The sequence below is a fragment of the Bradyrhizobium sp. 2TAF24 genome (assembly GCF_052115025.1).
Taxonomy (GTDB): Bacteria; Pseudomonadota; Alphaproteobacteria; order Rhizobiales; family Xanthobacteraceae; genus Bradyrhizobium_A.
The window spans coordinates 167502-188641 of sequence record NZ_JBFRFW010000007.1; the positions used below are offsets into that span (position 1 = coordinate 167502).

Sequence of the window (21140 nt, forward strand, 5' to 3'; positions counted from 1 at the left end):
AAAATATTAAGAGATTGTCATTCGCCGCCGGCCGTCGGCGCTGAACAGGTGCAGCTTGCCGCGCGGCACCACCACCCGCAGCCGGTTCCCGATGTCCGGCGCCGACTGTCCGGGAATGCGGACGATCAGCTCGCCGGTCGGCCCGGTTCCGCCGTCGGTCCGGCGGCCGTAGACGAAGATTTCCGGGCCGACCAGTTCCACGGCCTCCACCGTCAGTTCCAGCGCCAGGCCGCCGGGCGGGGTGGCGTCGCTCGACACCGCGAAATCCTCTGGCCGGACGCCGAGGATGGCGCCGCCGTCGCCTGCGCCCGCGCCGGCCAGTGCCGCGGCTTCCGCCGCCGACAGCGGCCACAGGTTCATCGGCGGGGCACCGATGAACGCAGCGACGAACGTGGTCGCCGGCGCCTTGTAGACGTCAAGCGGATGGCCGATCTGCTCGACCGCGCCGCCGTTCATCACCACCAGCATGTCGGCCAGCGTCATCGCCTCCAACTGGTCATGGGTGACGTAGATCGAGGTGGTCTTGAGCCGCCGCTGCAGCTTGCTGATCTCCACCCGCATCGCGATGCGCAGCTTGGCGTCGAGGTTGGACAGCGGCTCGTCGAACAGGAACACCTTGGGGTGGCGCACGATCGCCCGTCCCATCGCAACGCGCTGGCGCTGGCCGCCGGACAGCTGCTTGGGCTTGCGGTCGAGCATCGGCCCGATTTCGAGGATTTGCGCCGCCTCGCGTACCCGCGCGTCGATCTCGGTCTTGGTCGCGCCGCGGTTGCGCAGGCCGTAGGCCATGTTGTCGTAGACGCTCATGTGCGGATAGAGCGCGTAGTTCTGGAACACCATGGCGATGTCGCGGTCGGCGGGCTCGACGTCGTTGACCACGCGGCCGCCGATGTCGATGGTGCCGCCGGTAATGGTCTCGAGCCCGGCCACCATGCGCAGCAGGGTCGACTTGCCGCAGCCGGACGGGCCGACCAGCACGCACAGCGCGCCATCGGCGACTTCAAAGCTCACCCCCTTGATGGCGTCGACGCCACCCGGATAGGTCTTTCGCACATCACGCAGAACGACGTTGGCCATCCCCACTCCCGGTCATTTCTCGGTTTCCACGAGGCCGCGCACGAATAGCTTCTGCATCGCGACCACGATCGCGACCGGCGGCAGCATCGCCAGCACCGCGGTCGCCATCACCAGCGGCCATTCGGTCAGCGCGTCTTGGGTGGTGATCATCTTGCGGATGCCGATCACCACGGTCTGCATGTCGTCGCGCGTGGTGACCAGCAGCGGCCACAGATACTGATTCCAGCCATAGATGAACAGGATCACGAACAGCGCCGCCATGTTGGTGCGCGACAGCGGCAGCAGCGTATCCCAGAAGAAGCGCAGCGGCCCGGCGCCGTCGATGCGCGAGGCTTCCAGCAGTTCGTCCGGCACGGTCATGAAGAACTGGCGGAACAGCAGCGTCGCGGTGGCCGAGGCGATCAGCGGCAGCGTCAGGCCGGCATAGCTGTCGAGCAGCGACAGGTCGGCGGCGATCTTGTAGGTCGGATAGATGCGTACCTCGACCGGCAGCATCAAGGTGATGAAGATCACCCAGAACACGGTCTTGCGTAACGGGAAGCGGAAATACACGATGGCGTAGGCCGACAGAATCGAGATCGCGATCTTCCCGAGCGCGATCGCCATCGCCATGATGAACGAATTGATCAGCATGGTGCCGACCGGCTCGCGGGTCGAGCCGTGGGTGCCGATGAAGAGGGTGCGGTAGTAGTTCTCGAGAAAATGGCCGCCGGGCCACAGCGCGATCTGGCCATTGGCGATCGCGGTGTTGTCCTGGGTCGAGGCGACAATGGCGAGATAGACCGGAAACGCGACAATGGCGATGCCGATCCACAGGATCGCATGCGCCACCAGCCAGCGAATACCCTTGCGTTCGACCATCGCGGCCTCTCAGTAAGTGACCTTGCGCTCGACATAGCGGAACTGGACCGCCGTGAGCGCAATGACGATGAACATCAGGATGACTGACTGCGCCGCCGAGCTGCCGAGATTGCTGCCGAGCAGGCCATCGAGATAGACCTTGTAGACCAGCGTCTCGGTGGCTTTCGCCGGACCGCCGCCGGTCATGGTGTCGATGATGCCGAAGGTCTCGAAGAAGGCATAGACGGTGTTGATGACGATCAGGAAGAAGATGGTCGGCATCAGCAGCGGAAAGGTCACGGTCCAGAACCGCCGCATCGGCCGCGCGCCGTCGATCGCGGCCGCTTCCATCACGCTCTTGGGGATCGCCTGCAGTCCGGCCAGGAAGAACAGGAAGTTGTAGGAAATCTGCTTCCAGGCAGCCGCCAGCACCACCAGCAGGATCGCCTGGTTGCCATTGAGCAGCGGATTCCAGTCGACGCCGAGGGCGCGCAACGGCCTGGAGAGCACGCCGAGCGCCGGATGCAGCATGAACAGCCACAGCACGCCGGCGACCGCGGGCGCCACCGCATAGGGCCAGATCAGCAGCGTGCGATAGACGGTCACTCCGGTAAGCGGCTTGTCGGCCATCACCGCCAGCAGCAGCGCCGCCGACAGCGAGGCGGCGGCGATCGCGGCGGAGAACAGCAGCGTGCGCAGGATGGCGTTGAGATATTCGGGCTGTGTGAGGATGTCGGCGTAGTTCTCGAACGCCACGAAGGTGGTGGAGAGGCCGAAGGCGTCCTGCAGCAGGAACGATTGCCACACCGCCTGCGCCGCCGGCCAGTAGAAGAACAGCAGCACCACCGCGACCTGCGGCACCAGCAGGACGTAAGGCAGCAGGCGCGACCGGAAGACCGACTGCTTTTCCATGACGACGACTGCCCCAACCTTGATCTTGCCGTGCGGTTTATTCCTCATGGTGAGGAGCGGCCCTCTGGGCTGCGTCTCGAACCATGAGAGCCACGCGCTCGTCTTATGGCCTCATCCTTCGAGACGCCCGCTGCGCAGGCTCCTCAGGATGAGGGGTAAGCTCTTGTAACGACGTCGTCAGTCGTCGGAAGAGCTTGCCCCTCGGATCGCGCCGAAGGACAAGCTCGGTCGAACATGCCTCAGCGCGATACGGTGCGCTCGAACTGGCGCAGCATCTGGTTGCCGCGCTGCACGGCGGTGTCAAGCGCGTCCTTGGCGCTCTTCTTGCCGGCGAGCGCCGCCTCGATCTCCTCGGCCCAGACGTCGCGCAGCTGCACCATGTTGCCAAGGCGCAGGCCGCGCGAGTTCTCGGTCGGCTCCTTGTTGGTCAGCTCCTGCAGCGGGGTCTCGAGATAGGGCGCGTCCTTGTAGAAGCCGAGCTCCTTGGCCTTGGCATAGGCCGCCTTGGTGATCGGCAGGTAGCCCGACGCCTTGTGGATCGCGACCTGGCGGTCGGTGTCGGACAGGAAGGCGAGGAACTTGGCGACGCCCTTGTATTCGTCCGGCTTCTTGCCGCCCATCACCCACAGCGAGGCGCCGCCGATGATCGAGTTCTGCGGTGCGCCGGCGACGTCCGGATAGTAGGGCATCGGCGCGTTGGTCCAGTCGAACTTGGCATTGGCGCGAACCTGGCCGAAGAATGCCGACGACGTCAGGAAGATCGGGCACTCACCGGATGTGAAACGGCCCTCGGCGTTGTTGGTGCGGCCGGAATAGTCGTAGGTCTTGTCCTTCTGCAGCTCCACCAGGGTTTCCAGGTGCTTGATCTGCGCCGGTCCGTTGAACTTCAGCTCGGTGTCGAAGCCGTCGAGGCCGTTGGCCTTGGTCGCGAGCGGCAGGTTGTGCCAGGCGGACAGCTGCTCGATGTTGGCCCAGGTCACCCATGCCGTGGAGAAGCCGCAGGTGGCGAAGCCGGCCGCATGCAATTTCTTGGCGTCCTCGAACACCTCGGGCCAGGTCTTGGGAATGTCGGCGATGCCGGCCTTCTTCAGCGCGTCCTTGTTGATCCACATCACCATGGACGAGGAGTTGAACGGGAACGACAGCATCTCGCCCTTGGAGGTCGAGTAGTAGCCGGTGATCGCCGGCAGGTAGGCGCTCGGATCGAACTTTTCGCCGGATTCCTGCATCAGCTTGTAGACCGGCTTGATCGCACCGGTGGCGGCCATCATGGTGGCGGTGCCGACTTCGAACACCTGCAGGATGTGCGGCGCGGTGCCGGCGCGGAAGGCGGCAATGCCGGCGTTCATGGTGTCGGGGTAGCTGCCCTTGTAGACCGGCACCACCTTGTAGTCGCTCTGCGAGGCGTTGAATTCCTCGGCGAGCTTCACCACCACGTCGTTGTTGGCGCCGGTCAGCGCGTGCCACCACTGGATTTCCGTCGCCGCCTGCGCGGGCGACGCCAGCGCGGCAAAGGCGGAAGCAACCAAGCCGAAACCCATCCGGCGAACCGTCATCAGCCATCTCCCTGGAGCTGTCGTCATTGAAAAGAAGCGCGTTAAAGGCGCCGGACGACATGCATATGACGGCGATGGTAAAGGCGGGGTGCGCGGAAAGGAAAGTGGAAAATCGGGCATGGCGCCGCCCGCACCGGCGCGGCCGGTGAGGGGCGGTCCGTCGTGTCGGGACGCCGCCGGCCGGTGCGTGCGCTCAGCGCTTCTTCTCGCCGGGGGTGGAAACGATGCCCTGGGCCATCAGCTCGGTGATCTCGGCCGGGGAGAAGCCGAACTCGCCGAGCACCTCCGCGGCATGCTCGCCGAATTTCGGCGGTGTGCGGCGCAGCGAGGCCTTGCTGCGGTCGAAGCGGATCGGGGACGCCACGCCCTTGTACCAGTCCTTGCTGACGACGTCGCCGCGGTGGGCGACATGGGCGCCTTCCAGGGCCTTGTCGATCGACTGCACCGGGCCGGCGGGCAGGCCGGCCGACAGCAGGCGGTCGCACAGCGGCTCGGTGTCGTGCTGCCTGAACACCGCCTCGAGCTCGGCGCGCAGCGCCTCGCGGTTGGTGACGCGGTCGCGGTTGCGCGCGAAGCGCGGGTCGGTGCCGAGCTCGGGCTTGCCGATCTCCTTGCACAGCTTGCGGAAGGTGCCGTCGTTGCCGACGCCGGTGAAGATCTGGCCGTCGCGGGTGGGGAAGATCGCGTAAGGCGCGAGATTGGGATGCTCGTTGCCGGTCAGTGACGGCGGCTTGCCGTGCAGGAAATAATTCGCGGTGTGCGGGTGCATGATGGCAAGGCCGGTCTCGAACAGCGTGGTTTCGAGGAATTGGCCAAGCCCCGAGCGCTGCCGCTCCGCCAAGGCCATCAGGATGCCGACGGTGGCGAACAGCCCGGTCGAGATGTCGACCAGCGGCACGCCGATTCGCATCGGGCCGCTCTCCGGCGAGCCGGTGGCGGCGATCATGCCGGTCATGGCCTGGATGATGGCGTCATAGCCGGGGTTGCCGCCACGCGGGCCGTCGCCGCCGAAGCCGGAGATGCGGCAATGGATCAGGCGCGGAAATTTATCCCGGAGCACGTCGTTGCCGATACCCCACTTGTCGAGGGTGCCGGGCTTGAAGTTCTCGATCAGGACGTCGGCGTCCTTGAGCATGGTCATCAGCACCGCGCGGCCGCCCTCCGAGGCGAGGTCGAGGCCGATCGAGCGCTTGTTGCGGTTGATGCCGAGGAAGTAGGCGGCGTCGCCGTCGTGGAACGGAGGGCCCCATTCCCGGACCTCGTCGCCGGCAGGCGGCTCGACCTTGACGACGTCGGCGCCGTGGTCGGCGAGGACCTGGGTGCAGTAGGGGCCCCCCAGCACGCGCGTGAGATCGATCACGCGCAGTCCCGTCATTGCACCGGCAGCCTGAGACGTCATGAGCCTAATCCTTGGTGGATGAAGAACGTTTCCCGTTGGCAAGCCTTATCGTCGGCGGCCTGGGCGAGCCAGCCGCATTCCGTCATGGCCTGTTGCAAAAGTGGATACCGCCGCGGTGCCGCAATCAAGCGCTCAGGGGGCGCGAAAGGACCGCAATGGGGCCGTCAGGCGGAACGCCTGCAAATCGGCGGCTTCTGAGTGGGCGGGCGTGGAAAACGGGGGAGATCGCGCCTCAGGCGGATCGCCGGGGAATTGGTGGAGCCAGGCGGGATCGAACCGCCGACCTCTTGCATGCCATGCAAGCGCTCTCCCAGCTGAGCTATGGCCCCGGATTGTCGCGTCACCGTCAAATCAGCGGCGCGCGGCGAACCCTTTTTCACATATTTGAGATTATCTCAAGTCTCTTCATCACCAGAAACGTCACCAATGATGTCCGTGACGTCTTCATCCCCTTCTTCTTCGTCGGCGATGAAGGTCGAATCGTCGTCATCGTCGTCGTCGAGGCTGTCGTCGATCTCGATATCGTCCTCGGATTCCGGCAGAACGGCGTTGACCTTGCCGGTATTTTCCTCGGCATCGGCCTCCTCGAGCGACACCGTCTCCATTTCGGCCGCTTCCGGCGCTGCGTCGTCGGTCGTATGGACGCGGCCGGCGTCGCCGCGGGTGCGGACCGGCGCCACCGGAGCGATCGGCACGACCTCACCGGTATACGGCGAAATCACCGGGTTCTTGTTCAGATCGTAGAACTTCTTGCCTGTCGTCGGACAGATGCGTTTCGTTCCAAGCTCGGGTTTGGCCACGTCGGTGTCCTGAGGATGTCTGAGAGTCGGTGCTTCACTTGGCTAGTTGCCGCGCCGCTGTCAATAGCGGGTTTGACCTATCGGCAGGGCATGACGCGGCGGGCGGCGCGTGTTAGGAGCCGATGCAGTGAGGTTTGGCGGGGCCAACGGGTGCCGCAGCCCGGCTGCGATTCGGCCAGCGCCGCAAAACCCCACGGAAATCATGGATTTCCAGTGCCCTCCCGGTCGCGGGAGGCTTGTGCCGGCGCCTCCTCGGGCCGGCGCGGCCGCGATCGCCGGGGTGCTGGCGCAGGGACACGGGAACCACGGTCGTGACACATTCTGGCGAGCTTCGTCCGCTGCAGGCGCGCAGCAGTTCCGCCCTCTCCGGCGAGGTGCGCGTGCCCGGCGACAAGTCGATTTCGCATCGGGCGCTGATCCTCGGTGCCCTGGCGGTCGGCGAAACCCGGATCACCGGCCTGCTGGAAGGCGAGGACGTGCTCAACACCGCGAAGGCGATGCAGGCGCTCGGCGCCAGCGTCACGCGCACCGGCGAGGGCGCCTGGACGGTGCGCGGCGTCGGGGTGGGCGGCTTTGCCGCACCGGCCGCGGCGCTCGATTTCGGCAATTCCGGCACCGGTTGCCGCCTGGTGATGGGCGCGGTTGCCGGCTGCCCGATCACCGCGACGTTCGATGGTGACGCCTCCTTACGCAAGCGGCCGATGCGCCGCATCTTAGATCCCTTGGAACTGATGGGCGCGAAGGTGACGGTGGCCACCGAGGGCGGCCGGCTGCCGGTGACGCTCGCCGGCGCGCGCGATCCCCTGCCGATCGTCTATCGCTCGCCGGTGGCGTCCGCCCAGATCAAGTCGGCGGTGCTGCTGGCGGGGCTCGCCGCGCCCGGCGCGACCACGGTGATCGAGCCGGAGGCGAGCCGCGACCACACCGAGCTGATGCTGGCGCATTTCGGCGCGGCCATCGTCTCGGAAGCGGACGGCGTTCATGGCCGCAAGATCACGCTGCAGGGCCAGCCGGAGCTGACCGGCGCGCCGGTCGTGGTGCCGGCTGATCCGTCCTCGGCGGCCTTCCCGCTGGTGGCGGCGCTGGTGGTCGAGGGCTCCGACATCGTGCTCACCGACGTGATGACCAATCCCTTGCGCACTGGCCTGTTCACGACGCTGCGCGAGATGGGCGCCTCGATCGAGGAGAGCCATGTTCGCGGCGATGCCGGCGAGCCGATGGCGCGGCTGCGCGTGCGCGGCTCGAAGCTGCGCGGCGTCACCGTGCCGCCGGAGCGCGCGCCGTCGATGATCGACGAGTATCTCGTGCTGGCGGTGGCCGCGGCCTATGCCGAAGGCACCACCATCATGCGCGGCCTGCATGAGCTGCGGGTCAAGGAATCCGACCGCCTCGAAGCCACCGCCGACATGCTCAGGGTCAACGGCGTCAAGGTCGAGATCAGCGGCGACGATCTGATCGTCGAGGGGCGCGGCCATGTGCCCGGCGGCGGCCTCGTCGCCACCCACATGGACCATCGCATCGCCATGTCGGCGCTGGTGATGGGGCTCGCCGCCGACACGGCGGTCCGCATCGACGATGCCAGCTTCATTGCCACCAGCTTCCCGGACTTCGTCCCCATGATGCAGCGGCTCGGCGCGGACATCGCATGATCATCGCCATCGACGGCCCCGCAGCCTCCGGCAAGGGCACGCTCGCCCGGCTGCTCGCCGAGCACTATGGCCTGCGCCACCTCGATACCGGGGTAATCTACCGCGCCGTCGCCAAGGCCGTGCTCGACGCCGGTCTCGACCTCACCGACGAGGCCGCCGCGGTCCAGGCGGCGCGCGGGCTCGATCCGGCGACCTTCGGCGACGTGGCCCTCAAGAGCCAGGCCATGGGCAGCGCGGCATCGGTGGTTTCGGCGATCCCCAGCGTCCGTCGGGCGCTGGTCGAGTTCCAGCGGCAGTTTGCCGCCGCTCCTCCCGGCGCGGTGCTGGACGGCCGTGACATTGGAACCGTGATCTGTCCGGACGCCGAGGTGAAGATCTTTGTGGTCGCCGATCCGGTTGTCCGGGCCCGGCGGCGCACCCTCGAGGCGAGGAGCCGGGGCGAGGCCGCCGACGAGGCCGTCATCCTGGCGGACATCCTGGCGCGCGACGCGCGCGACCAGAGCCGCACTGTCGCCCCCCTGAAACCGGCCGATGATGCGCACTTGCTGGATAATTCCCAGTTGGATATAGAAGGCGGCGTCCGGGCAGCCATCGCAATCGTCGAGGCCGTCCGAGCGGGCCGGTCGCGGAGCTAGTTTTTTTGAAGCTCCCACCGTCTTTGGAGGAACGCCCGCTCCCGGTGTCGTTTATGCGATCGGGGCCCGATTGGCCCCGCAGGACAGTCCCGTCGGGCTTGTCCTGAAGGAACCGGACATCAGCTCATCGCATCGTTCGTGCAGGCCTTCTGCCGGCCCGTTTCTGCGTTTTGCAGGGCGGTCGCTGGGGCTGCGGACCCCAGCCCTTCACGGTCGGTGCGCCATCAACCCGAACGCCGGCAAGATTCCGCATCTGGAGATCAAATGGTTTCAGCTGCCGCTACCTCCTACTCCCCGTCCCGCGAGGACTTCGCCGCGATGCTCGAAGAGAGCTTCGGCGGGGGCAACCTGCAGGAAAGCTCCGTCGTCAAGGGCAAGGTCGTTGCCATTGAGAAGGACATGGCCGTCATCGACGTCGGCCTGAAGACCGAAGGCCGCGTGGCTCTTCGTGAGTTCGCCGGCCCCGGCCGCGAAAGCACCCTGAAGGTGGGTGACGAGGTCGAAGTGTTCCTCGACCGTATCGAGAACGCCCTCGGCGAAGCCGTGCTGTCGCGCGACAAGGCGCGCCGCGAAGAGAGCTGGGGCAAGCTCGAGAAGGCGTTCCAGAACAACGAGAAGGTCTCGGGCGTCATCTTCAACCAGGTCAAGGGTGGCTTCACCGTCGACCTCGACGGCGCCGTGGCCTTCCTGCCGCGCTCGCAGGTCGACATCCGTCCGATCCGCGACGTCGCTCCGCTGATGAACAACCCGCAGCCGTTCCAGATCCTCAAGATGGACCGTCGCCGCGGCAACATCGTGGTGTCGCGCCGCACCGTGCTGGAAGAGACCCGCGCCGAGCAGCGCCAGGAGCTGGTGCAGAACCTCGAAGAGGGGCAGGTCATCGACGGCGTCGTCAAGAACATCACCGATTACGGTGCGTTCGTCGACCTCGGCGGCATCGACGGCCTGCTGCACGTCACCGACATCGCGTGGCGCCGTGTCAACCACCCGACCGAGGTGCTGTCGATCGGCCAGACCGTCAAGGTCAAGATCATCAAGATCAACCACGAGACCCACCGCATCTCGCTCGGCATGAAGCAGCTGCTGGACGATCCGTGGCAGGGCATCGAGGCCAAGTACCCGCTGCAGGCGCGCTTCACCGGCCGCGTGACCAACATCACCGACTACGGTGCGTTCGTCGAGCTCGAGCCGGGCATCGAAGGCCTGATCCACGTCTCCGAGATGTCGTGGACCAAGAAGAACATGCACCCCGGCAAGATCGTGTCGACCTCCCAGGAGGTCGAGGTGCAGGTGCTCGAGGTCGATTCCTCCAAGCGCCGCATTTCGCTCGGTCTCAAGCAGACCATGCGCAACCCCTGGGAGACCTTCGTCGAGAAGTATCCGGTGGGTTCGGTGGTCGAGGGCGAGGTCAAGAACAAGACCGAGTTCGGTCTGTTCCTGGGTCTCGACGGCGACGTCGACGGCATGGTCCACCTCTCCGACCTCGACTGGAAGCTTCCGGGCGAGCAGGTCATCGACAACTTCAAGAAGGGCGACATGGTCAAGGCCGTGGTGCTCGACGTCGATGTGGAGAAGGAGCGCATCTCGCTCGGCATCAAGCAGCTCGAAGGCGACCCCTTCGCCGAGCCGGGCGATGTCAAGAAGGGCGCCGTCGTCACCTGTGAGGTGCTCGACGTCAAGGAAGGCGGCATCGACGTTCAGATCGTCGGCACCGACTTCAACACCTTCATCAAGCGCTCGGAGCTCGCGCGCGAGCGTTCGGAGCAGCGCCCCGAGCGCTTCGCCGTCGGCGAGAAGGTCGACGCCCGCGTCATCCAGTTCGACAAGAAGGCCCGCAAGGTCCAGGTGTCGATCAAGGCGCTGGAAGTCGCCGAGGAGAAGGAAGCCATCGCGCAGTACGGTTCGTCCGATTCGGGCGCCACGCTGGGCGACATCCTCGGCACCGCGCTCAAGCAGCGCGCCGACAAGTAAGCCGTATCGGCATTGCCGTACGGAAGGGGGCTCCGGCGTCGCCGGGGCCCCTTTTGTTTGTCACAGCCTGTCCGATGGCGCGGCGCGGCCGGGCGGGCCGTATCCGCCGGCCCGAAAATGCTCTAGTGAACGAGCTGGCAGGCCATGATCGTGGATACGATCATGTTTTTTTCATATTGCGTTGCAATTGAACAAATCAGGTTACGCCATCTCAAGGTCGCACGGACATGACGTGCGGCGCAGATTTCCCGGAGAGTTCCGATGACCTACGACCCCGATGTGATCGTCGACCGCCGGCGCATCCGCCGCAAGCTGACGTTCTGGCGTGTCGCGGCGACCATCGCCGCGATCGTTGCCATCGTCGCCGTGGCGGTGGTGGCGACGCCGTCCGGCCGCGATGCGCTGACCGGCGGCCACACGATCGCACGGGTCACCATCGAGGGCCTGATCCAGAGCAACCGCGACCGCATCGAGGCGCTGGAGCGGCTGGAGAAGTCGCAGGCCGCCGCGGTGATCGTGCACCTCAACTCGCCGGGCGGCACCACCTCCGGCTCCGAGCAGCTCTATGACGCGCTGGTCCGCCTCAAGGCCAAGAAGCCTGTGGTGGTGGTGGTCGATGGTCTCTGCGCGTCGGGCGCCTACATCACCGCGCTGGCGTCGGACCACATCATTGCCCAGCAGACCTCGCTGGTCGGCTCGATCGGCGTGCTATTCCAGTTCCCCAACGTTTCCGACCTGCTGAAGACCGTCGGGGTCAAGGTCGAGGAGGTGAAGTCCTCACCGCTGAAGGCTGCTCCCAACGGCTTCGAGCCGACCAGTCCCGAGGCGCGCGCCGCCCTCGACATGCTGGTCAAGGATTCCTACGCTTGGTTCCGCAACCTGGTGAAGGAGCGGCGCAAGATGGACGACGATACGCTGCAGACCGTTGCCGACGGCCGTGTCTTCACCGGCCACCAGGCGGTGGGGCTGAAGCTGGTCGACCAGCTCGGCGACGAGAAGACCGCCATCGCTTGGCTGATCGCGGAAAAGAAAATCTCCTCCGAGCTGCCGGTGCGCGATTTCAAGCTGACGCCGGGCCTCAGCGACATGACGTTCCTGCGCGCGGCGGCGGTGGTGACCCTCGACGCCGTCGGCCTCACCTCGTTCTCGCGGCGGCTCGATCAGTCGGGCGTAATCCAGGCGGTCGACCGTGCCGGGCTCGATGGCATGCTCGCGATCTGGCAACCGGGGAGTGCGCAGTGACCCCCGTGCAGGCCGGTTTGGGCGCGATGCAGCAATCACGCGGATGGCCGCGGACAGGTCATTTTCAGCGTTTGTCACGCGGTTTCATGCTGTTATGGCAGCAATTAACGTCTTGACAGCTCCGCGCATTTTCACGGAAATGGTAAATCGCACGATCCACGGATACCGGTGTCGATGATTAAATCCGAACTTGTTCAGCGTATCGCCGAGCACAATCCGCACCTTTACCAGCGGGACGTCGAGAACATCGTGAATGCGATCCTCGATGAAATCGTTGCCGCGCTGGCGCGCGGCGATCGGGTCGAGCTGCGTGGCTTCGGTGCTTTTTCGGTCAAGCACCGACCGGCGCGTGCGGGCCGCAACCCACGCACCGGCGAGCATGTGCCGGTCGACCAGAAGAGCGTACCGTTCTTCAAGACCGGCAAGGAAATGCGTGAGCGTCTCAATCGCGACATGCCGGGCGGTGCCGCGGCGGCCGCCGATGATGAAGACGAAACGGCCGATCAGGAGGACTGATCGCTCCTCTGGTGGACGGTCGGCCGTCTGCGGTGCGGACGCAACGACGGCCCGCCAGCTTCAAGAGTTCTTTCAAGAGTTCTTCCAAAAGTTCTTGCAGGACTTCCACGACGCCCAAGCTGTCTCCGAGCGGCGCCTCCGTACTCCGGCGCTACGCAACGGCACTCTCCCTTCCGCCTGCTGTTTGGTGCTACCCTCTCGCGGCACGGCGGCGAACTCAGCCTAGTGAGGGATCATGCTCCGAAAGATCGTCAACGCCCTGGTGCTGATCCCGCTCGCGGTGGTGTTCGTGGTGTTCGCCGTCGCCAACCGGCATCTGGTCACGGTGTCGTTCAATCCCTTCGATACCGCCGATCCGTCCGGAGCGATCACGCTGCCGCTGTTCGTCATCTTGATCCTGGTGGCGATCCTCGGCGTGGTCGCGGGCGGGATGGCCACCTGGTACGGCCAGCGCCATTGGCGTCGTGCGGCGCGCCGGCTCGAGGCCGATGCCCGGGCGGTTCGTCAGCAGCTTGACGACCTGCGGGCCGAGCGGGTGCAGGCGGCCCGGGCCCAGGTTCCCCAGCTCCGGGCGAACTGATCGCAGTCGGCCAAACGCCGGACATCCGGCCGTCCCAGGGGGCTGGGCCGCCGGTCATTGGGGCGAGACAAGCCCCTCGCAACGTTGTAGAACCCGCCCCGTCCACATCAAACCGTCACAGGCCTGACCGGCCCTTTCGGAACCCGTTTCCAGCGATGTCCCTGCTCGTCAAGATCTGCGGCCTGTCGACGCCCGAGACGCTCGAAGCGTCGCTCGCGGCCGGCGCGGACATGGTGGGTTTCGTGTTCTTTCCGCCGTCCCCGCGCCATGTCGGCCTTGGCCTCGCGCGCGAGCTCGGCCAGGCGGTGCGGCGGCGGGCCGTCAAGGTCGCGCTCACGGTCGATGCCGACGACGCCACGCTCGCCAATATCATCGACGCGCTCGAGCCGCAGGTACTGCAGCTCCACGGCAAGGAGAGCGTGGCGCGACTGCGCGACATCAAGCAGCGGTTCGGCCTGCCGGTGATGAAGGCGATTGCAGTCGAGACCGCGGCCGATCTCGCCGTGCTGCCGGGCTATGCTACCGCCGCCGAGCGCATCCTGTTCGACGCCCGCGCCCCGAAGGACGCCACCCGTCCCGGTGGACTCGGTCGTCCGTTCGACTGGCATCTGCTCGAGCATCTCAAGCTTGCTGTCCCATTCATGGTGTCCGGCGGCCTCGATGCCGGTAATGTCGCGGAGGCGCTGCGTGTCACCGGCGCCGGTGGCGTCGACGTGTCGTCGGGCGTCGAGCGCGCGCCGGGTGTCAAAGATATCGAGAAGATCCGGGCCTTCGTCGCTGCCGCGCGCGCCGCGGCCGGCGCTGCGCCGTCCCCTCTCACCGCGAGCCGCGCATGAACCAGCCGTTACCGAACTCCTTCCGCAGCGGGCCCGACGAGCACGGCCATTTCGGCCAGTTCGGCGGCCGCTTCGTCGCCGAAACGCTGATGCCGCTGATCCTCGACCTGGAAAAGGCCTATGCCGACGCCAAGGCCGACCCGGCGTTCCAGCGCGAGATGGACGGCTATCTCAAGGACTATGTCGGCCGGCCGTCGCCGCTGTATTTCGCCGAGCGGCTGACTGAGCATCTCGGCGGCGCGAAGATCTATTTCAAGCGCGAAGAGCTCAACCACACCGGCTCGCACAAGGTGAACAACGTGCTCGGCCAGATCATGGTCGCGCGGCGGATGGGCAAGAAGCGCATCATCGCAGAGACCGGCGCCGGCCAGCACGGCGTCGCCACCGCGACGCTGTGCGCGCGCTTCGGCCTCGAATGCGTCGTCTACATGGGCGCGGTCGATGTCGAGCGGCAGATGCCGAACGTCTTCCGCATGCAGATGCTTGGCGCCACGGTCGTTCCCGTGCAGTCCGGCTCGCGCACGCTCAAGGACGCCATGAACGAGGCGTTGCGTGACTGGGTCACCAACGTCCACGACACGTTCTATTGCATCGGCACGGTCGCCGGCCCGCACCCCTATCCGATGATGGTGCGCGACTTCCAGTCGATCATCGGCAACGAGACCAAGGCGCAGATGCGCGAGGTCGAGGGCCGTCTGCCGGATTCGCTGGTCGCCTGCATCGGCGGCGGCTCCAACGCGATGGGCCTGTTTCACCCGTTTCTCGACGATCCCTCGGTTGAGATCTTCGGCGTCGAGGCCGCCGGTCACGGCCTCACCCAGCTGCATGCGGCGTCGATCGCCGGTGGTCGCCCCGGCGTACTGCACGGCAACCGCACCTATCTGCTGATGGATGACGACGGCCAGATTCTCGAGGCACACTCGATTTCCGCCGGTCTCGACTATCCCGGCATCGGTCCCGAGCACTCCTGGCTGCATGAGACCGGCCGCGTCAACTACCTCTCCGCCACCGACGACGAGGCGCTCGCGGCCTTCCAGCTGCTGTCGAAGCTCGAAGGCATCATTCCGGCGCTCGAACCCGCCCATGCCATCGCCAAGGTGATCGAGCTCGCGCCCAAGCGCGGCAAGGATCACCTGATGGTGGTCAATCTCTCCGGCCGCGGCGACAAGGACATTCCGCAGGTCGCGGACATTCTGAAAGGCAGCAAGTGACCACCCGCATCGATCAGCGTTTCGCCGACCTGAAGCGCGAGGGTCGCGCCGCGTTCGTCACCTTCGTGATGGCGGGCGATCCCGACCTCGCCACCTCGCTCGCGATCATCAAGGCGCTGCCGAAGGCCGGCGCGGACGTGATCGAGATCGGCATGCCGTTCACCGATCCGATGGCCGACGGCCCCTCGATCCAGGCCGCAGGCCTGCGGGCGCTGAAGGCCGGCACCACGCTGAAGAAGACGCTCGATGTCGTGCGCGCGTTCCGCAAGGACGACAGCACGACGCCGCTGATCCTGATGGGCTACTACAATCCGATCTTCATCTACGGCGTTCCGGGGTTCCTGGCGGATGCCAACGCTGCCGGCGTCGACGGGTTGATCATCGTCGACCTGCCCGCCGAGGAAGACGACGAACTGTGCGTGCCGGCGCTGAATGCCGGGCTCAACTTCATCCGCCTGGCGACGCCGACCACCGACGACAAGCGCCTGCCGGCGGTGCTCGCGAACACCTCGGGCTTTGTCTATTACGTGTCGATCACCGGCATCACCGGCAGCGCCAGCGCCGACACCGCGGCGGTCAGCAAGGCCGTGGAACGGATCAAGCGCCACACCGCGCTGCCGGTCAGTGTCGGCTTCGGCATCAGGACGCCGGACGCCGCCCGTGCCATCGCACGGCATGCCGACGGCGTGGTTGTCGGTACGGCGCTGGTCGATGCGCTGCGGGGCACCCTCGACGCCGATGGCCGTGCGACGGCGAAAACCGTCGGTGCGGTCGCCGATCTGACCGCGGCGCTGGCTGCCGGCGTCCGGGACGCCCGGCAGGCGGCCGAGTAGGGCTTTTTTGCAGGTTTTGACCGGGGTCTGGCCCCTTGTGGCGCCGGTCCCGAGGCCGCACATAGACTGTGCGATGGAGTGTGCACCATGAACTGGATCACCAATGTCGTCCGCCCGAAGATCCGCAGCTTCCTGCGCCGGGAGACGCCGGAGAATCTCTGGATCAAGTGCCCGGATTCCGGGCAGCTGGTGTTCTACAAGGACGTCGAGAGCAACCAGTTCGTCATTCCCGGCTCCAACTACCACATGCGCATGGGCGCGGTGGCGCGGCTGAAGTCGGTGTTCGACAACGAGACCTGGTTCGATGTCGCGCTGCCCGAGGTCGTGGCCGATCCGCTCAAGTTCCGCGACGAGCGGCGGTATGTCGACAAGATCAAGGATGCCCGCGCCAAGACCGGGCTGAACGATTCGGTCAAGGTCGGCTTCGGCAAGCTCGAGGGCGCGCCCGCCGTGGTGGTGGTGCAGGACTTCGACTTCATGGGCGGCTCGCTCGGCATGGCGGCGGGCGAGGCCATCATCAAGGGCCTGGAGCTCGCGGTCGAGAAGCGCTCGCCCTGCATCGTGTTCGCGGCCTCCGGCGGCGCGCGCATGCAGGAAGGCATCCTGTCGCTGATGCAGCTGCCGCGCACCACGGTGGCGGTGCAGATGCTGCGCGAGGCGCGGCTGCCCTACATTGTCGTGCTCACCAATCCGACCACCGGCGGCGTCACCGCGTCCTACGCGATGCTGGGCGACGTGCACATCGCCGAGCCCGGCGCGCTGATCGGCTTCGCCGGCGCCCGCGTCATCGAGCAGACCATCCGCGAGAAACTGCCCGAGGGTTTCCAGCGCGCCGAATATCTCAAGGACCACGGCATGATCGACATGGTGGTGCATCGCCACGACATGCGCCCGACGCTGGCGCGGCTGTGCCGCCTGCTGATGAAGGCGCCGGCGGCTGGCGCCGAGCCGCCACGCCACCTGCAGGGCGCGGACACCGCCGCGGATCCCAACGCCACACCGCCGGTGTGAGCCGGCCGCCGCGGAAGGGGACCCGCGATGACTGACGGATTGCAGAGGCAGGGCGCGAATCCGCCGTCACCGCTCGACGATATTCTGGCGCGGTTGACGGCGCTCCACCCCAAGCGCATCGATCTGACGCTCGATCGCATCGCGCGGCTGCTGGCGCGGCTCGATCATCCGGAGCGCAAGCTGCCGCCGGTGATCCATGTCGCCGGCACCAACGGCAAGGGTTCGACCGTCGCCTACCTGCGCGCGATCCTGGAAGCGGCGGGCCTGCGCGTCCATGTCTATACCTCGCCGCATCTCGTGCGCATCAACGAGCGCTTCCGTCTTGGGCGCGTCGGCGGCGGCGTGCTGGTCGGGAACGACGAGCTGCGCGCCGCGCTGGCGCGGTGCGAGGAGGCCAATGACGGCGCGCCGATCACCGTGTTCGAGATGGAAACCGCGGCGGCGCTGACGCTGTTCGCGCAGCATCCGGCGGATGCGGTGGTGCTGGAGGTCGGGCTCGGCGGTCGTCTCGACGCCACCAATGTCATCGAGCGCCCGGCGGTCAGCGTCATCACCCCGGTCGGCATCGACCATCAGGATTTCCTCGGTGACACGCTGGACAAGATCGCGGCGGAGAAGGCCGGCATCATCAAGCGCGGGGTGCCGCTGGTGATCGCGGAGCAGGCGGCGGAGGCCGCAGGGGTGATCGAGGCCGTGGCCGCGCGCGCGCGCGCGCCGCTGCACGCCGCCGGCCAGCACTGGCATGTCGGCATCGAGCGCGGGCGCCTCGTCTATCAGGACGAGCGCGGCCTGCTCGATGTGTCGGCGCCGCGGCTGTTCGGCCGCCACCAGTTCGATAATGCGGGTCTTGCGATCGCCGCGCTGCGCGCCGCCGAGGTCTTCCAGATCGATCCGTCCGCGTTCGAGAGCGGCATCGCGCGCGCCGAATGGCCGGCGCGGATGCAGCGGCTCGGCACCGGGGCGCTGGTCGCCGCCGGTCCCGCCGGCGCCGAGATCTGGCTCGACGGCGGCCACAACATCGACGGCGGCCGCGTCGTCGCCGCGGCCCTCGGCGACCTCGAGGAGCGCGTGCCGCGGCCCCTCGTGGTGATCGCCGGCATGATGGGCAACAAGGACGCGCGCGGCTTCCTGTCCAATTTCGCCGGCCTCACCCGCCATATCATCGCGGTGCCGATTCCCGGCCAGTCCAACGCCATGCCGGTCGAGCGGCTGGTCGATGCGGCGCGCGACATCGGCATGCGGGTCGAGGTCGCCGGCGGCATCGAGGCGGCGCTGCGCGGTATCGCCCGCCTTGCCTATGAGGTGCCGCCGCGCATCCTCATCACCGGCTCGCTCTATCTCGCCGGCGAGGTGCTGGCGCGCAACGGCACGCCACCGAAATGATGCGCCTGTCGCCGCCGGTGTTGACGACAGGTACATGAGCATCCGGTTCGCCGCGATCGCGGACATCCATGGCAACTGCGCGGCGCTGGAGGCGGTGCTGGCGGACATCGCGGCGCAGGGCATTGCCGACATCGTCAATCTCGGCGACGTCGCCAGCGGGCCGCTGCACGCGCGTCGCACGATCGAGCTGCTGATGCAGCGAAACATCGTGACGGTGCGCGGCAATCACGACCGCTATCTCGTCGAGCAGCCGCCGGAGAAGATGGGCTCATGGGAGCGTCCGGCCTTCGCCGAGCTCGATGCCGGTCACCTCGACTGGCTGCGGGCGCTGCCGGCGTCGCTGGTGTTTCGCGATGACGTCTTCGCCTGCCACGCGACGCCCGACGACGACGAGATCTACTGGCTGGAGACAGTGCATGCCGACGGCGCCGTCGCCCTCGCGCCGCTCGACGTCGTCGTGCGCCGCGCCGGCGATGTCCCCCAGTCGTTGATGCTGTGCGGGCACAGCCATCTGCCGCGGGCGGTGCGGTTGCCCGATGGACGCATGATCGTCAATCCCGGCAGTGTCGGCTGTCCCGGCTATCGCGATATCACGCCTGTTCGGCATGTCGTTCAGACCGGCACGCCGGACGCCAGCTACGCGATCCTCGACCGGGGCGACGATGGCTGGCAGGTCACCTTCCGCCAGGTGCGCTACGATCATCGCGCCATGGCTGATCTCGCCCGACAACGTGGCCGGCCGGAATGGGCCGATGTGCTCGCCACGGGGTGGATGCCGCCTCCTCAGTCCTGATCGCAATCGGCTGCAGAACCGGTTCGGCTTGACGATATATAATATGTACGCTTATAATAAGCGCGCATATTTAGGAGGTGTCATGTTTGAAAACGGTGTCTGGCGCGTCGCGCACAGCAGAGAGACGGATGCATCGCCGGCTGCGGTGTGGCGCCTGATGAGCGATATCCTGAATTGGGGGCGCTGGAACGCCGGCATCGCGGCGATCGCCATCGACGGGTCGTTTGCGGCCGGCACCTGGTTCACCATGACGCCGCCCGGCGAAGCGCCATTGCGCTGCCGTCTCGTCGAGGTCCGCGACGGCGAAGGCTTCATCGACGAGACGCAGGTCGGCGATCTCGTCGTTGTGGTCGATCACCGCATCGTGCCGCACGGCAAGGGCGCGCGTATCACCTATGCGCTTGAAGCCCGCGGTCCCGAGGCCGCCGCGATCGGCGCCGCGGTCGCAGCCGATTTTCCCGATGTGCTCGCCAGCCTCGCGCGCCTCGCCGAGGAGGGCGCGGCATGAGCGCTTGGCTGGGGGTGGTCAGCCGCGCGCATGTCCGGCGCGGCGTCGCCGGCGGTTTCGCGCAGCTGTGCCACGGCAAGGCGCAGCCGCTGCGGCGCATGCGTGCCGGTGACTGGCTGGTGTACTACTCACCGTCCGTGGAGATGGGCGGCGCGTCCTTGCGCGCCTTCACCGCGCTCGGCCGTGTCGCCGACGACGAGGTGTTTGCCTTCGACATGGGCGGCGGCTTCGTTCCGTTCCGCCGCCGGATTCGTTATGTTGAGGCCATGGATGTGCCGATCGACACAATCAGGAATCAGCTCGCGCTCTGTGCCGCGCCGAACTGGGGCATGGCGCTGCGCCGTGGCCACCTGCCGCTCACGCCCGGCGACTTCGCGGTGATCGCCGCCGCGATGGGCGTCGATCAGCGAATGATGGAGGCGGCATGACGCGCAAGGCTGCGCCGCCGCTGCCGAGCAAGGTGTCCGGGCCGGCGGAAAGTCCCGGCTTCCTGCTGTGGAAGATCTCGAACGCCTGGCAGCGCAGGCAGCGCCAGGCGCTGCAGCCGTATGGCCTGACCCACTCGCAGTTCGTGGTGCTGGCGGCCGCCACCTGGTTCGGCGCCTCCGAGCCGCTGACCCAGGCGCGGGTTGCGCAGCTCACGGGGATCGATCCGATGACCACGTCCCAGGTGCTGCGGGCGCTCGAGACGGCCGGGCTGATCGCCCGCGGCGACCATCCCACCGATCCGCGCGCCAAGGCGATCGCAGTCACCCGCGTCGGCCGCGAGCTGGTGCGCAAGGCGGTCGTGGTGGTGGAGGCGTGCGATGCCGCGTTCTTCGCGCCGGTGGAGGCGGATACGGCGCGGCTGTTGAAATTGTTCCAGGCGCTGGCGAAGGGCGACGAAGCGGGCGGCGCCGACGACGCCTGATGATTCGCAAATCCTGAAACGTCAGCTCTTGAAACGTCAGCCCTGAAACGACAGCGGCCGGCTAAACGCCGGCCGCGGAAGCGATTGATGGTGTGACGTCCGGCTCAGACCGCGGTGTTGATCCACTGCTGCAGCTTGGCCTTCGGCGCCGCGCCGACCTGGCGCGAGGCGAGCTCGCCGCCCTTGAAGATCATCAGGGTCGGGATCGACATCACGCCGTACTTCGACGCGGTCTGCGGGTTCTCGTCGACGTTGAGCTTGACGATCTTGACCTTCTCGCCCATCGCGCCGGCGATCTCGTCGAGGGCAGGGGCGATCATGCGGCAGGGGCCGCACCACTCGGCCCAGAAATCGACCACCACCGGTCCCTGCGCCTTCAGGACCTCTGCTTCGAAATTGGCGTCCGATACCTTCCCGACCGACATGATGAGCCTCGTTGAGTGGGGGCGCGCGGGATGTCGCGCGCAACAAGAATGAC

General features: G+C 66.8%; 22 protein-coding genes and 1 tRNA gene. 15 read left to right on the forward strand and 8 right to left on the reverse strand.

Annotation, left to right across the window (positions count from 1 at the left end):
* Nucleotides 1-6: 6 nt before the first annotated feature.
* From AB4Z37_RS13360 to AB4Z37_RS13390, 7 genes are all read right to left on the reverse strand, one after another.
* Nucleotides 7-1077 carry a sn-glycerol-3-phosphate import ATP-binding protein UgpC gene (locus tag AB4Z37_RS13360; protein WP_441517218.1) on the reverse strand — a complete coding sequence of 357 codons (1071 nt, stop codon included), beginning with the start codon at nucleotides 1075-1077 and terminating at the stop codon, nucleotides 7-9.
* Between the two features lie 12 nt (nucleotides 1078-1089).
* Nucleotides 1090-1938 carry a sn-glycerol-3-phosphate ABC transporter permease UgpE gene (gene ugpE, locus AB4Z37_RS13365; RefSeq protein ID WP_441517219.1) on the reverse strand — a complete coding sequence of 283 codons (849 nt, stop codon included), beginning with the start codon at nucleotides 1936-1938 and terminating at the stop codon, nucleotides 1090-1092.
* A gap of 9 nt (nucleotides 1939-1947) precedes the next feature.
* The gene (gene ugpA, locus AB4Z37_RS13370; RefSeq protein WP_441517334.1) at nucleotides 1948-2829 is read right to left on the reverse strand and encodes a sn-glycerol-3-phosphate ABC transporter permease UgpA; all 882 of its coding nucleotides are present in this window, start codon (nucleotides 2827-2829) and stop codon (nucleotides 1948-1950) included.
* 239 nt (nucleotides 2830-3068) lie between these two features.
* A complete protein-coding gene (gene ugpB / locus AB4Z37_RS13375) occupies nucleotides 3069-4385 on the reverse strand; it encodes a sn-glycerol-3-phosphate ABC transporter substrate-binding protein UgpB (RefSeq protein WP_441517220.1) in 1317 nt (438 codons plus the stop codon).
* Between the two features lie 193 nt (nucleotides 4386-4578).
* Nucleotides 4579-5784, reverse strand: coding sequence for a CaiB/BaiF CoA transferase family protein (locus AB4Z37_RS13380; RefSeq protein WP_441517221.1), 1206 nt, complete (start codon nucleotides 5782-5784; stop codon nucleotides 4579-4581).
* A gap of 253 nt (nucleotides 5785-6037) precedes the next feature.
* Nucleotides 6038-6113 (reverse strand) — tRNA-Ala (locus AB4Z37_RS13385).
* 66 nt (nucleotides 6114-6179) lie between these two features.
* Nucleotides 6180-6584, reverse strand: a complete 405-nt coding sequence (locus tag AB4Z37_RS13390; protein ID WP_441517222.1) for a TIGR02300 family protein — start codon at nucleotides 6582-6584, stop codon at nucleotides 6180-6182.
* Between the two features lie 311 nt (nucleotides 6585-6895).
* On the opposite strand from AB4Z37_RS13390, the gene aroA reads away from it, so the two are divergent.
* The 15 genes from aroA (at nucleotide 6896) to AB4Z37_RS13465 (ending at nucleotide 20662) form a co-directional block, all read left to right on the forward strand.
* A complete protein-coding gene (gene aroA, locus AB4Z37_RS13395; RefSeq protein ID WP_441517223.1) occupies nucleotides 6896-8233 on the forward strand; it encodes a 3-phosphoshikimate 1-carboxyvinyltransferase in 1338 nt (445 codons plus the stop codon).
* Nucleotides 8230-8868, forward strand: coding sequence for a (d)CMP kinase (gene cmk / locus AB4Z37_RS13400; protein WP_441517224.1), 639 nt, complete (start codon nucleotides 8230-8232; stop codon nucleotides 8866-8868). Before aroA ends, cmk begins: the two co-directional genes overlap by 4 nt.
* A gap of 264 nt (nucleotides 8869-9132) precedes the next feature.
* Nucleotides 9133-10839, forward strand: a complete 1707-nt coding sequence (gene rpsA / locus AB4Z37_RS13405) for a 30S ribosomal protein S1 (RefSeq protein WP_441517225.1) — start codon at nucleotides 9133-9135, stop codon at nucleotides 10837-10839.
* Between the two features lie 261 nt (nucleotides 10840-11100).
* On the forward strand, nucleotides 11101-12081 hold the full coding sequence (gene sppA / locus AB4Z37_RS13410) for a signal peptide peptidase SppA (protein ID WP_441517226.1): 981 nt from the start codon (nucleotides 11101-11103) through the stop codon (nucleotides 12079-12081).
* A gap of 174 nt (nucleotides 12082-12255) precedes the next feature.
* The gene (locus tag AB4Z37_RS13415) at nucleotides 12256-12597 is read left to right on the forward strand and encodes an integration host factor subunit beta (RefSeq protein ID WP_441517227.1); all 342 of its coding nucleotides are present in this window, start codon (nucleotides 12256-12258) and stop codon (nucleotides 12595-12597) included.
* Between the two features lie 235 nt (nucleotides 12598-12832).
* The gene (locus tag AB4Z37_RS13420; protein ID WP_441517228.1) at nucleotides 12833-13177 is read left to right on the forward strand and encodes a lipopolysaccharide assembly protein LapA domain-containing protein; all 345 of its coding nucleotides are present in this window, start codon (nucleotides 12833-12835) and stop codon (nucleotides 13175-13177) included.
* A gap of 155 nt (nucleotides 13178-13332) precedes the next feature.
* The gene (locus tag AB4Z37_RS13425) at nucleotides 13333-14013 is read left to right on the forward strand and encodes a phosphoribosylanthranilate isomerase (protein WP_441517229.1); all 681 of its coding nucleotides are present in this window, start codon (nucleotides 13333-13335) and stop codon (nucleotides 14011-14013) included.
* Nucleotides 14010-15224, forward strand: a complete 1215-nt coding sequence (gene trpB, locus AB4Z37_RS13430) for a tryptophan synthase subunit beta (RefSeq protein ID WP_441517230.1) — start codon at nucleotides 14010-14012, stop codon at nucleotides 15222-15224. Before AB4Z37_RS13425 ends, trpB begins: the two co-directional genes overlap by 4 nt.
* Nucleotides 15221-16057: a tryptophan synthase subunit alpha gene (gene trpA / locus AB4Z37_RS13435; RefSeq protein ID WP_441517231.1), complete on the forward strand. Its 837-nt coding sequence runs from the start codon at nucleotides 15221-15223 to the stop codon at nucleotides 16055-16057. The genes trpB and trpA overlap by 4 nt, the downstream gene beginning before the upstream one ends.
* 87 nt (nucleotides 16058-16144) lie before the next feature.
* The gene (accD, locus tag AB4Z37_RS13440) at nucleotides 16145-17068 is read left to right on the forward strand and encodes an acetyl-CoA carboxylase, carboxyltransferase subunit beta (protein ID WP_441517232.1); all 924 of its coding nucleotides are present in this window, start codon (nucleotides 16145-16147) and stop codon (nucleotides 17066-17068) included.
* Between the two features lie 27 nt (nucleotides 17069-17095).
* A complete protein-coding gene (locus AB4Z37_RS13445) occupies nucleotides 17096-18451 on the forward strand; it encodes a bifunctional folylpolyglutamate synthase/dihydrofolate synthase (RefSeq protein ID WP_441517233.1) in 1356 nt (451 codons plus the stop codon).
* A gap of 40 nt (nucleotides 18452-18491) precedes the next feature.
* A complete protein-coding gene (locus AB4Z37_RS13450) occupies nucleotides 18492-19244 on the forward strand; it encodes a metallophosphoesterase family protein (protein WP_441517335.1) in 753 nt (250 codons plus the stop codon).
* Between the two features lie 82 nt (nucleotides 19245-19326).
* The gene (locus AB4Z37_RS13455) at nucleotides 19327-19752 is read left to right on the forward strand and encodes an SRPBCC family protein (RefSeq protein ID WP_441517234.1); all 426 of its coding nucleotides are present in this window, start codon (nucleotides 19327-19329) and stop codon (nucleotides 19750-19752) included.
* On the forward strand, nucleotides 19749-20180 hold the full coding sequence (locus tag AB4Z37_RS13460) for an EVE domain-containing protein (RefSeq protein WP_441517235.1): 432 nt from the start codon (nucleotides 19749-19751) through the stop codon (nucleotides 20178-20180). The genes AB4Z37_RS13455 and AB4Z37_RS13460 overlap by 4 nt, the downstream gene beginning before the upstream one ends.
* A complete protein-coding gene (locus AB4Z37_RS13465; RefSeq protein WP_441517236.1) occupies nucleotides 20177-20662 on the forward strand; it encodes a MarR family winged helix-turn-helix transcriptional regulator in 486 nt (161 codons plus the stop codon). Before AB4Z37_RS13460 ends, AB4Z37_RS13465 begins: the two co-directional genes overlap by 4 nt.
* Nucleotides 20663-20766: 104 nt before the next feature.
* Here the strand turns inward: AB4Z37_RS13465 and trxA are convergent, their stop codons facing one another.
* Entirely contained in the window at nucleotides 20767-21087 is a 321-nt protein-coding gene (gene trxA / locus AB4Z37_RS13470) for a thioredoxin (protein ID WP_211968770.1), read from the reverse strand.
* Nucleotides 21088-21140 lie beyond the last annotated feature (53 nt).